Annotated in this window: 5 protein-coding genes; 2 read left to right on the top strand and 3 right to left on the bottom strand. The window is 76.1% G+C overall.

The window, feature by feature from the left end:
* Positions 1-174 precede the first annotated feature (174 nt).
* Positions 175-882: a DNA alkylation repair protein gene (locus ACFXMG_RS28835; RefSeq protein WP_383824868.1), complete on the top strand. Its 708-nt coding sequence runs from the start codon at positions 175-177 to the stop codon at positions 880-882.
* 526 nt (positions 883-1408) lie between these two features.
* On the opposite strand, the gene ACFXMG_RS28830 is transcribed toward ACFXMG_RS28835, so the two are convergent.
* Both ACFXMG_RS28830 and ACFXMG_RS28825 read right to left on the bottom strand, forming a co-directional pair.
* Positions 1409-4912 carry an AAA family ATPase gene (locus tag ACFXMG_RS28830; protein WP_383824864.1) on the bottom strand — a complete coding sequence of 1168 codons (3504 nt, stop codon included), beginning with the start codon at positions 4910-4912 and terminating at the stop codon, positions 1409-1411.
* A 333-nt stretch (positions 4913-5245) separates the two neighbouring features.
* Positions 5246-8722 (bottom strand): S8 family serine peptidase, encoded by a 3477-nt coding sequence (locus ACFXMG_RS28825; protein ID WP_383824861.1) that lies wholly within the window; start codon positions 8720-8722, stop codon positions 5246-5248.
* Between the two features lie 474 nt (positions 8723-9196).
* Here ACFXMG_RS28825 and ACFXMG_RS28820 point away from each other — a divergent pair, with 474 nt between their 5' ends.
* Positions 9197-11437 carry a glycoside hydrolase family 9 protein gene (locus ACFXMG_RS28820; protein WP_383824858.1) on the top strand — a complete coding sequence of 747 codons (2241 nt, stop codon included), beginning with the start codon at positions 9197-9199 and terminating at the stop codon, positions 11435-11437.
* Between the two features lie 73 nt (positions 11438-11510).
* On the opposite strand, the gene ACFXMG_RS28815 is transcribed toward ACFXMG_RS28820, so the two are convergent.
* On the bottom strand, positions 11511-12503 hold the full coding sequence (locus tag ACFXMG_RS28815) for a GlxA family transcriptional regulator (RefSeq protein ID WP_383824855.1): 993 nt from the start codon (positions 12501-12503) through the stop codon (positions 11511-11513).
* Positions 12504-12521 lie beyond the last annotated feature (18 nt).

The following is a 12521-nucleotide window of genomic DNA, read 5'->3' as shown; positions in this document are numbered from 1 at the left end:
GGGGCGGTCGGAGAGCCTCGGATCGCGGAGTTCCATGGGCGACGGCCTTTTCATGGGAAGCAAAGGGGCGGCGGACGGTGAAGGGGCCCCACCGCCCCACCGATCCTCCACCCCGTCCGCTCCCCCCGCATCCCCCGTAGGCTGAAGGCCGCACGCGAGGGACAGGAGGACCGGATGGCCGGGACGGCGAAGGGCACGACCGGCGAGGCCGGGGCTATCGGGGCGACGGTCGACGAGCTGCTGGCCGAGCTGGCCGCGCTGGAGGACCCCCGGATGCGCGAGGTCAACGAACGGCGCGGCGACGACCACGGCGTCAACCTCACCGAGCTGCGCGCGATCGCCAAGCGGCTCAAGACCCGCCACGAGCTGGCGCGCGACCTGTGGGCCACCGGCGACACCGCCGCCCGCCTCCTCGCCACGCTCGTCTGCCGCCCCAAGGAGTTCGGGCGCGACGAACTCGACGCGATGCTGCGCGAGGCCCGCGCCCCCAAGGTCCACGACTGGCTCGTGAACTACGTGGTGAAGAAGAACCCCCACGCCGAGGAGCTGCGCCTTCTCTGGCTCGCCGACCCCGACCCGGTCGTGGCGAGCGCCGGCTGGGCGCTCACCACCGAGCGCGTCGCGAAGCGGCCCGACGGCCTCGCCCTCGACGCCCTCCTCGACACGGTGGAGGCGGAGATGAAGGACGCCCCCGACCGGCTCCAGTGGGCGATGAACCACTGCCTCGCCCAGATCGGCATCGAACACCCCGCCCACCGCGCCCGGTCCCTAGCCATCGGCGAACGCCTGGAGGTCCTCAAGGACTACCCCACCCCCAAAGGCTGCACCTCCCCCTACGCCCCCACCTGGATCACCGAAATGGTCCGCCGCCGCGAGAGCTAGCACACCCCACCCGGACCGGGCCGCCGCGATGCGGTGGAGGCCGAGAGGGTACGGGGGGAGGCGAAGGCCGCCCCCGAGCGGCCGTAGCTAGGGCGCGCCGTCAGGAGCGGGCCGGGGGGCCGCCGAAGCGGCGGCCAAGTCCGCCCGGGCCGGAGGCCCAGGGGGTACGAGAGGGCCGTTGCCGCCCGGTGGGCGGAGGCGCACGCCGCCCCCGAGCGGCCGTAGCTAGGGCGCCCCATCCGGACCGGGCCGGGCGGCCGCAGCCGCCGCGGCCGGGTCCGCCCGCGCCGCCGCGATGCGGTGGAGGCCCAGGGGGTGCGGGAAGGCCGTTGCAGCCTGGTGGGCTGAGGCGAAGGCGGCCTCCGAGCGGGTCGTAGCTAGGGCGCGCCGTTGGGACCGGGCCGGCCGGCCGCCGCCGTGGCCAGGTCCGCCCCGGGCCGCCGCGATGCGGTGCAGGCCGAGGAGGTAGGGGTGGGCTGTCGCCGCCCGGTGGGCGGAGGCGTACGCCGCCCCTGAGCGGCCGTAGCTAGCGCACCCCGCCCGGACCGGGCCGGGCGGCCGCAGCCGCGGCGGTCAGGTCCGCTCGGGCCGCCGCGATGCGGTGGAGGCCCAGGGGGTAGGGGAGGGCTTTCGCCGCGCGGTGGGCGGAGGCGAAGGCTGCCTCCGAGCGAGGTGTCGCGCCCGTCGCGCCGAGGGCCAGTGCGAGGACCGTCGTCGCTTCCACGGCGACCAGGCGCCGGCCCGCCTCCTCCGCGCGTGCGGCCTCTCGCTCCATCAGGGGGACGGCCTCCGGTGCGCGGCCCGCGAGGACGAGGACCCAGGCGCGCAGGCACGCGGCGCGTGACGAGGGGGCCGTTCGGTCGACGTCGGCGAGGGCCGCGTGGGGGGCGCCGGAGCGCGCGGTCAGCTCGGCGCGGGCCAGCAGGACCTCGTCGAGCGCCTGCCGGTCCCCGGTCCGCAGCGCCACCGCCTCGCCGCGCGCCAGCAGCTCCCGCGCCTCGCCCGGGTCGTCGTCCGCGCGGAGCCGGGCCAGGACGGCGCACGCGTACGGCTGGGTGCGCTCGGCCTGTTCGCGGGCCAGCCGCTCGGCCGCCCGGGCCAGCTCCTCCGCCTCGGCGGGCCGGCCAAGCAGGAGGTGGAGCTCCGCCAGGTTGGTCCGCTCGAACGCCTGCGCCTCGGGGCTTCCCGTCCGGTCGGCCAGGCGCGCCGCCGCCTCCCCGAAGCCGAGCGCCTCGGCCAGCCGGCCCGACCGGCGGGCGTTCTCCCGCAGCACCGACAGGACCACCGCCTCCACGCCCGGCGCATCGCCCTCGGAGGCGTAAGCCAGCGCCTTCCGCGCGATCGCGTCGGACTCGGCGAGCCGGTCGGCCAGGCCCAGCGAGGCCGCCTGCTGCACCAGGGCGCGGGCCAGCGCCCGTACCCCGGTCCGTCCCGGCAGCCCGGCGGCGGCCCGCGCCGACGCGGCCGCGGGCGCCACCGCGTCGGCCGGCCGGCCCTCCACGAAGAGCAGCACCGACCGGGCCAGCCAGTGCGCCGCCTCCGCCGCCGGGGCCGTACCGGCGCCGGGGGAGCAGGCGTCGAGGACCCGTCCGGCCTCCGCGGCCCCGCCCGCCCGGATCAGCGCCTCGGCCAGCCGCGCGGCCGTCGACACCACCGTGTCCGGCGCGTCCGCCGCGCGGGCCGCGGCGAGCGCCGCCCGCAGCACCACGGCCGCCTCCGGGTACCGGGACATCCGGTGCAGCACCGTCCCGTGGTCCAGGCCCGCCTCCGCCGCCTCGGCGGGGGAGCCGGCGAGCAGCGGGAGCAGCCGCCGGTAGTACGCGTCGGCCGCCTCGTTCGCGTACAGCTCGGCCGCCCGCTCCGCCGCCCGCCGCAACTGCCCCGCCGCCCGAGGGTCCTCGGCCCGCCACAGGTGCCCGGCGAGCGCGTCGACGTCGTCGGGCCGGTGGCGCAGCAGCGCCTCGCTCCACGCGGCGTGGAGGCGGCGCGCCCGCAGCCCGCCGAGCAGGCCGTAACAGGTCCGCCGGATCAGCGGGTGCCGGAAGGCGAGCCCGGTCGTGGCACGCCCGCCGACGACGATCCGCTGCTCGGCCAGGAGCGCGGCGGCGACGGCCTCCTCCAGCGCGGCGCTCGCCGCCGCGTCCGACAGCGGCGGATGCAGGCCCTCGCGGGCGACGGCGAGCACCTCCGTCAGCGGAGCCGTACCGGCCGCCGCCGACACCACCTCCGCCATCCGCCGCGCGTCGGCCCCGATCCGGCCGAGCCGACGCGCCACCAGATGCCGCACCCCGGCGGGCGGAACGACGGGCCCCTCGCCGTCCGGATACGCCTCGCCGTCCGCGTACGGCTCCCCGCCCGGGTACGTACCGCCGTCCGGGTCCGGACCCCCCTCCCCGTAGGTATCCCCTTCCGCGTACGTATCCCCTTCCCGGTACGCCTCCGAGTCCGCCGCCCGCTCCGGGGCGCTCGCCAGCTCCACCGCGAACAGGGGGTTGCCGAGCGACAGGCGCCACACGGCGTCGAGCCGGGCCGTCCCGGCGGGGGCGCGGCCGAGAGCGGCCAGGGTGGCCAGGACCAGGGCGTCGGAGTCCTCCCGGGAGAGGCGGGGGACGGGGACCCGGCGGGCCAGACCGGCGCCGACCAGGTCGTCGAGCCGGGCCGCGTGGTCCTCGGGGAACGGCTCGTCGTCGCGCCAGGTCACCAGGAAGCGGCAGCGGAGGCGGTCGGAACCGGCCGCCCGCCGGGCGAGCCGCGCAAGGAGGTGGAAGGTGCCCGGGTCGGCGGCGTGCAGATCATCGAGGACCACGACGACCCCGCCGCCGTCCTCCCCGAGCGCCCCGGCCCCACCGCCGTCCCCGCCTTCCCCGTCGCCCCGGCCGAGCGCGCCCAGCAACCGCTCCACGCCCTGGAAGAGCCGCAGCCGCTCGGCGTACGCCCCCTCCGCGCCGCCCGCTCCGAGCGGCCCGGCGGGACGCGGGGCGGGCACCAGCGCGGGGGCCGAGGTCCGCAACGCCGAGAGCAGCGGCGCCAGTTCGGGACAGGTGGCCGCCCAGTGCGCCCGCTCGGCGGCCGGGCGCCCGGCGAGCCAGTCGTCCAGCGCCTCCACGAACGGCCCGTACGGCGTCGGCCCCTCCGCGTCGTGCGTCGCCCCCCACAGCACGACCGCGCCCCGCTCGGCCAGCCGCCGGGCCGCGTGCCCCACGAGCCGCGTCTTGCCGAGACCGGCCTCGCCGCCGACCAGGACGACCGGATGCCCGCCCTCGCCGACCAGCTCCGCGAGCAACGCGTCGCGCCCGTAAAGGGGTTCACGGGCGGCGGCGAGCGCGGCGGCCGGGAGATGGGGCGCCCGGGGCGGCCCACCGGCTGCCACGGGTGCCACGGGCGCGGGCGGACCGACCGCGAGCCCCCGGAGCCGTTCCGTCTCGGCCGAGGGCGCGACGCTCAGCTCCTTCGCGAGCGCGTCCCGGCAGAGCTCGTACTGCCGCACGGCCTGCGCGCGCAGCCCCCGGCCCAGATGCGCCGACATCAGCAGCTGGTGGACGCGCTCCTCGGCGGGCGACACCGCCAGCGCCAGCCGCGCGGTGTCCGCCGCCGCGTCGAACTCGTCGCGCCCCAGCCGCAGCCCGGCCAGGTCCACCAGCAGCCGCAGCCGCAGTCCCGCGAGCAGGTCCCGCCTCGGCGCCGCCCACTCCGTGTACCGGTCCTCGGGCAGGAACTCGCCCGCGTGCGCGGCCAGCGCCGACTCCAGCGCCCCCTCCGCACCCTCCGCGAGCGCCGCCAGCGACCGCGCCTCCGCCTCGTCGGCGTCCACCACCACCCGCTCGGGATGCAGGCTCAGCAGCGCCCCCTCCGACAGCAGGTACGACGAGGCGGCGCGCGGCGCGAGCTCCGGCTCCAGCGCGCGCCGGGCCGCGTGCAGCGCCACCCGCAGATTGTTGGTCGCGGCCCCGGCGGCCGCGTCGGGCCAGCACATCTCCTGAATCTGCTCCCGGTGCAGCCGGTGCCCCGGGGCGACGGCGAGCAGCTTCACCAGAATCTGCGCCCCCGGCCGCGACCAGCGCGGCGGCAACGGCGGCCCACCGTCCCGCTCCGCCCGGAACCCCCCGAACAGGCGCAGCCGGACCACAGGTGGGGCCGTGGTCCGGCCCCCTCCGGGGACATCGTTGTCTCTGTGCGCCGCGCTGCTCATGGGGCCGCCACTCTAGCCCCCCGCCCTGTCCCCGCCGAGGGCCCCCGTCCCCAGACGGCCCGCCCCACCGCGGCCGCCGCCAGGTCACCCACACCACCGAACGCCGCGAAAACCGGCGCCACCACCCCACATGGCGACGCCGGTACAGATCGGTACGACCTCAGTGGATCGGCATCACTTCCCGAACCACGCGTCGCGGATCGACAGCGTCGACGTGTTGCCCTGCTTGTCCGTGACCTCGGCGGAGAGCGAGATGCCGCTGCCCTTCGCCGGGTTCTTCACGGTCATCCGGCCGCCGGCGACCTGCACGGTCTGCCAGGTCTTCCCCTCGTCGTAACTGGCCTTCACCGTCAGTGACTTGAGGTTCCGACCGGCCGCCGAGCCCTGCACGGTGACGGGCACCGAGACCCACGTCCGCCCCGGGGCGCGCGTGGCGAGGTCGACGGGCGGCGCGAAGCGGACCGTGGACACCGGCAGCGCCGTGGTGGCGGTGACCGCCCCCGACCGGAAGGAGAAGGACGTGTCGATCCGGGTCGACGCCCCGGCGACCTCCGCAGGCCGCTCCGCCGAGGTCACCAGACGGTACTGGGCGTCGGCGCCGTCGACAGCGAAGGGCTCCGAACCGCTCAGCGGATCGTCGTTCTCCGCGACCCGCACGCCGTCGCGGTACAGCGTCGACCTCGCCGACGAGAACAGCGAGCTCCCGACGTGGCCCTTGGCGTCGGCCAGGAGCGGCACGGCGCCGACGAGCCGCTGCTCGCCCGTCGCCGGATCGGGCGCGGTGCGGAAGACGCCCATGCCCTCGCCCAGGAGCGGGCCGAAGACGCCGGCGTTGAACCGCTCCCCGTACGTCCGGCCCGCCTCGTACCGCTTCGGCCGAACCATCTCGTAGCTGCCCTCGAAGGCCGGGTAGCCCCACGCGTCGAGCGCGCCGAGCTGGTTGAACCGGGTCAGCCACGAGACGCCGTCGGCGGTCGAGACGTGGAAGGTACGGGTGCCCGGCGTCGGCTGCGGAGCGGAGAAGCCGTTGCCCTCCGGGGCGCCGGGGAGGTGGGCGTACGGGGAGGCCAGCGCGGTCTTGCCCGCGGCGGAGGCCCCGAGGCCGACCTTCAGGGTGGCCAGCTCCCCGGCCCGCACGTGCCGGGTGTAGCCGGTCGCGAGGGTGTCGGTGCGCCCGCCGAAGGCCACCGCGTACTGGCTGGTGGCGTCCTTGAGGAAGTGCGCGTCCCAGGTCTGGAGCATCGAGCCGTCGGTGACGGCCGGACCGAGGTGGGCGGTGCGGAAGCCGGTGAAGCCGCGCAGCACCCAGCCGTTGCCGACCCGCCCGATCTCGGTGTCGAGCTCGTAGTACGTGCCCGCGTAGTCCGCCCGGTCGATCCCCGGCACGGTCAGGTCCACGGGCCGCGTCGTGCGCGCGTCGACGGTGACGGTGGTGTCGGCGGAGACGTCCAGCTTCGGCTGCGCGATCCAGTCGGTGCCCTTGGTGTAGTCCGAGGGGTCCTCGTAGACGGCCGTGCTGAGCGAGTACGACCCCTTGGGGACGCGGAGCGTGTGGCTCCCCGGCTCGTCGTCGACGCGCGCCTGGAATCCGGCCGCCGGTCCGCCGGTGCCGACCAGCGTGTTGGCGAAGTGCTCGGCGTCCGCGCCGTCCCGGCCGAGCGTCCTGACCGTCAGGTCGTACGACTCCGCCTCCCGCACGGCCACGGCGGCGGAACGGACGACCCCACCGGCCCCACCCTCTCCTGCGGTGGCGGTGGCGGTGGCGGTGGCGGTGACGTAACCGGAGTACGCGCCGTCGGCGTCGCCGATCCTGGTGTCGGCGACGAGGTCGACCGCCGCCGTCCCGCCCGCGGGCACCGTCACCCTCGGGGAGCCGAGCGTGAAGAAGCCCTCCGGGGCCGGCTTGCCCGCCGGGTCAAGCGTGGACACCGACAGGTCGAGGGTGACGTCGGCCGTCCCGAGGTTGCGGTAGACGACCTGCCGCGTGACCGGCCGGTCGTCGGCGTGCGGCCACAGGGCCGTGCCGAAGTTCAGCGCACCGGACGCGGCGACGACGGTCTGGCCGAGCGCGCGGTCGGCCCGCACGCGGCCCGTGCCCTGCTGGTACGCGGTGAGGCCGTCGCCGCCCTTCGCGGATCCGGTCAGCGCGCCCTTCAGCTCGGCGGCCTTCCACAGCGGGTGCCGCTGCTTCAGGAGCGCGGCGGCGCCCGCCACGTGCGGGGTGGCCATGGAGGTGCCGTCGATCTGGAGGTAGCCCGGCGCCGGGTGCGGGGTGCCGGGGCGCGTGTCGAGGGTGCTGCCGGGCGCGGCGGCCGCCGTGATGGCGACGCCGGGAGCGGTCACGTCCGGCTTGACGGCGCCGTCGCCGACCCGCGGGCCGGTGCTGGAGAAGGGCGCGAGCCGGTCCTCGTGGTCGACGGCGCCGACGGTCAGCGCGGCGTCCGCGCTGCCGGGCGAGCCGACCGTCGAGGCCCCGGCCTCGCCCTCGTTGCCCGCGGCGACCGCGAACAGGATCCCCTTCTCGGCCGAGAGCCGGTCGATCGCCGCCTCCAGCGGGTCGACGCCGGGGCTGTCGGGGCTGCCGAGGCTGAGGTTGACGACGTCGGCGCCCTCGGCCGCCGCCCACTCGATGCCCGCGAGGACGGCGGAGTCGTCGCCGTACCCCTCGTCGTCGAGGACCTTCCCGCTGATCACCTCGGCGCCGGGCGCCACCCCCTTGTACCGGCCGCCCGAGGCGGCGCCCGTACCGGCGGCGATGGACGCGACGTGCGTGCCGTGGCCGACGCGGTCCAGCGCGTCGGGGGAGGAGGAGAAGTTCCGCTCCGCGACGACCCGCGTCCTCAGGTCCTCGTGGGTGCGGTCGACGCCGGTGTCGAGGACGGCGATCTTCACGCCGGTGCCGTCGTAGCCCGCCTCCCACACCTTGTCGGCGCCGATCTGCCGGACGCTGCGGTCCAGGCGCGCCCCGCGCACCCCGTCCAGCCACACCTTCGCGACACCGGCGGCGGTGGCCCGCGCGCCGCTCTGCCGCCGGTCGGTCAGCGCCTCCCACACCCGGGCCAGGTCGTCCTGGTCGGCGCGGAGCGCGTCGGCGCCGAGGGACGGGAACGTCCGCAGCACCTCGGTCCCCCCGGCCGTACGGACCTGGGCCCGCGCGGCGGCGGCCCCGCCCTCGTACCGCACGATCAGCTTGAGCGCCGAGCCGTGGCGGGCCCGCAGCCGCGGGTCGGTGAGGACGCCGAGGTCGAAGAGGCGCTGGTCGAGCCGGCCCTCGGCGATCAGGCGCTGGGCGTCGCCCGGCACCACCAGGGTGCGGTCCCCGGTGCGCCGGACCTCGACGGGTATCCGCTCGCGGCCCGCCGCGGCCTCGAAGCGGACCATCCGTCCCCCGGCGTCCACCACGACGTGGTCACCGGTGACGAGCGGGATCCGCTGGTCGACGCCGAGGCTTCGCATCCCCCTCTGCGTCTGCTGCGCCTTCTGCGCCTTCTGTGAGTTCTGGGAGTGCTGTGAGTTCTGGGAGTGCTGTGTGTTCTGGGACTGCTGTGTGTTCTGGGTGTTCGCCGCGATCGCCGTGGCCGGGCCGGTCATGCCCGCCACCAGGGCCACCGAGGTGGCCGTCGCGATCGTGAGGGCGCGTGCTCTGTGCACGTGTGCGCGCAAGTCTCCCCCAGGAGCTTGGGATGAGGTCGAGTGGTCGATTCCGGCCAGCGGCGCGAGAGGCGCCCGCGGTCGGTCAGCGCAGTATGTGAGGTCACAGGGGTGTGATCAACGCCCGTCCGGGCGCGCGGGGTTGGAGCGCATGCATTCCGGCCACGCCGGGGGACGCGAGTTCGATGGGGCGACGACAGTGGTGTGACGAGGGTGTGACACCCGTGCGATGCCTGTGCGACAGCGCGGCCCGCCGGCGCTCCAAAACCCCAGTCGGCGCGGGCATTTGCGGCGCCGCCGACCCCGTGACCGGAGCGCCTCTCTCCGATTGGCCGTAACCGCGCCGCGGGAGCCTGGTCCTGTCCAGGCCGTTGACGACCCCGCGCTCCGGCTACAAGGATGTCCACCGCCCGCTTGGGAGCGCTCCCATCGCTCGCGCGCCCAACCCCCCGAGGACCCATGAGGAGCCCGGACGTGAACCGACGCAGAACCGCCCTCCTGTCCCTGACGGCCCTGCTGGCGGCGGGCCTGACCGCGGTGCCCGCGGGGCCGGCCGGGGCGGACGAGGTCGAGCAGGTCAGGAACGGCACCTTCGACGCGGGCACCGAGTCCTGGTGGACGAGCGGTGTCACCGCCGGACCGGCCGACGGCGGACTCTGCGCCGACGTGCCCGGCGGCACCGTGAACCGCTGGGACGCGGCGGTGGGCCAGAACGACCTCACGCTCGCCGCGGGGGAGACGTACCGCATCGCCTTCCGGGCGACCGGCACCCCGGCGGGCCACTCGGTCCGCGCCGTCGTCGGTCTCCAGGTCGCCCCGTACGACGCGTACCACGAGGTCGTCCCGCAGCTCAGCGTCTCCGGCGACACCTACACGTACACCTTCGCCTCCCCGGTCGACACCACCCAGGGGCAGGTCGCCTTCCAGCTCGGCGGCGCCGCCGAGCCCTGGCGCTTCTGCCTCGACGACGTCTCGCTGCTCGGCGGGGTGCCCCCGGAGAGGTACGAGCCGGACACCGGGCCCCGCGTCCGCGTCAACCAGGTCGCCTACCTGCCCCGCGGCCCCAAGAACGCGACCCTCGTGACCGAGGCGACCGCCAGGCTCCCCTGGCAGCTCAAGGACGCGGCCGGCGCCGTCGTCGCGCACGGCTGGAGCGTCCCGCGCGGCGTGGACCCCTCCTCCGGGCAGAACGTCCACTCGATCGACTTCGGCCAACACCGCGCGCCCGGCACGGGCTTCACCCTCGTCGCCGACGGCGAGACCAGCCGGCCCTTCGACGTCGGCACCGCCGCCTACGACCGGCTGCGGCGGGACGCCGCGAAGTTCTACTACACCCAGCGCAGCGGCGTCGCCATCCGCGACGACCTGCGTCCCGGGTACGGCCGCGCGGCCGGACACGCCGGCGCCGCCCCCAACCAGGGCGACGTACGGGTCCCGTGCCGGCCGGGCGAGTGCGACTACGCGCTCGACGTGACCGGCGGCTGGTACGACGCCGGCGACCACGGCAAGTACGTCGTCAACGGCGGCATCTCCGTCTGGCAGCTCCTCAGCACCTACGAACGCGCCCTGCACGCCCGCACCGGCAGCCCCGAGGAGCTCGGCGACGGCGCCCTGGCCATCCCCGAGAGCGGCAACGGCATCCCCGACCTCCTCGACGAGGCCCGCTGGGAGCTGGACTTCCTCCTCAAGATGCAGGTCCCGGACGGCGAACCGCTCGCCGGCATGGCCCACCACAAGATCCACGACGAGCAGTGGACCGGCCTGCCGCTGATGCCCGCCGACGACCCGCAGAAGCGCGAACTCCACCCGCCGACCACCGCCGCCACCCTCAACCTCGCCGCCACCGCCGCCCAGGCGGCGCGCCTGTACGAGGAGTACGACCCCCGGTTCGCGGCCACCGCGCTCGCCGCCGCCCGCACGGCATGGGCCGCCGCCCTCGCCCACCCCGACGTCCTCGCCTCCGAGAGCGACGGCGTCGGCGGCGGCACCTACGCCGACCGGAACGTCGCCGACGAGTTCTACTGGGCCGCCGCCGAGCTCTACCTCACCACCGGCGAACGGGAGTTCAAGGACCACGTCCTCGCCTCGCCCGTCCACACCGCCGACCTCTTCGGACCCGTCAGCTTCGACTGGGCGAGCACGGCCGTCCCCGCCCGCCTCGACCTCGCCACCGTCCCCAGCCGCCTCCCCGGCCGCGACCAGGTCCGCCGCTCGGTCCGCGCCGGAGCCGACCGCTACCTGGCCACGCTCAAGGCCCACCCCTACGGCATGCCGTACGCCCCCGCGGGACAGAAATACGACTGGGGCTCCACCCACCAGATCCTCAACAACGCCGTCGTCCTGGCCACCGCGTACGACCTCACGGGCAGCGCCAAGTACCGCGACGGCGCCGCCCAGAGCATGGACTACGTCCTCGGCCGCAACGCCCTGAACCTCTCCTACGTCACCGGCTACGGCGAGGTCAGCGCCCAGAACCAGCACAGCCGCTGGTACGCCCACCAGCTCGACCCCAAGCTGCCCCGCCCGCCCGCCGGTTCGCTCTCCGGCGGCCCGAACTCCAGCATCCAGGACCCGCTCGCGCAGGCGAAGCTCCAGGGCTGCACCGGCCAGTTCTGCTACATCGACGACATCCAGTCCTGGTCCACCAACGAGCTCACCATCAACTGGAACTCCGCCCTGACCTGGATGGCGTCCTTCGTCGCCGACCAGGACTGAGCCCCGCCCGGCCTGCCTCCCCCTATCCGGCCTCCTCCACCAATCCGGCCGCCTCCGCTATCCGGCCGCCTCGCTATCCGGCCGCCTTCTCCGCGCGGAAGGCGCGCCGGTAGGCGGCCGGTGTGGTGCGCAGCGCCTCGTGGAAGCGGCGGCGGAGGTTGACGGCCGAGGAGAGGCCGACGCGGTGGGCGATCGTCTCCACCGGGAGGTCCGTCTCCTCCAGGAGCGCCCGGGTCGCGGCGATCCGCCGGTCCAGCAGCCAGCGTCCCGGGCTGATGCCGAGCTGTTCGGTGAACCGCCGGGTCAGCGTCCGCGCCGACACCCGCGAACGGGCCGCCATGTCGGCGACGCTGACCGGTTCGTCGAGCCGCTCGCCCAGCCACTCCAGGAGCGGCGCCAGCGAGTCGGTGACCGGCCCGGACGTCGGCAGCTCGGCGTACTGCAACTGGCAGCCCTCCCGGTGCGGCGACGTCACCATCTGACGGGCGATGCGCATCGCGTACGCGGCGCCGTGATCGGCGCTCACCAGATGCAGGCACAGGTCGACGCCCGCCGCCGAGCCCGCGCTCGTCGCGACGTCGCCGTGGTCCACGTACAGCACCGCCGGATCGACCCGGACCCGGGGGAAACGCGAGGCCAGTTCGGCGGCCCGCGCCCAGTGGGTGGCGGCCCGCCGCCCGTCCAGCAGCCCGGCCGCCGCGAGCACGAACGCGCCCGCGCAGATGCCCACGACCCGCGCCCCGCGCGCGTGCGCCCGGCGAACGGCCTCGACCACGGCAGGGGACACCTCGGTGCCCGGCGGCCGCTGGAGGCCGGGCACCAGGACGGTGTCGGCCCGCTCCAGCGCTTCGAGGCCCGAGGCGACGAGCATGTCGTAGCCGGCCTCGGTACGGACCGGCCCGGGTACCTCGGAGCAGACCTCGAACGCGTACCGGGGCGGCACCACCGGGCCGTGGTCGCCGAACACCTCGCTCGCGCAGGCCAGCGGGAACGCCGGCTGCGGAGCCTGGACCAGGGCCACGACCCGGTGCGGGGGAGGGGACGTCGGCGGCGGACGGAGCGTCATGGCGGGAAAGTACCCCAT

It is taken from the genome of Streptomyces sp. NPDC059201 (assembly GCF_042754585.1).
Classification (GTDB): domain Bacteria; phylum Actinomycetota; class Actinomycetes; order Streptomycetales; family Streptomycetaceae; genus Streptomyces.
This window is presented reverse-complemented; position numbering and strand designations above follow the sequence as displayed.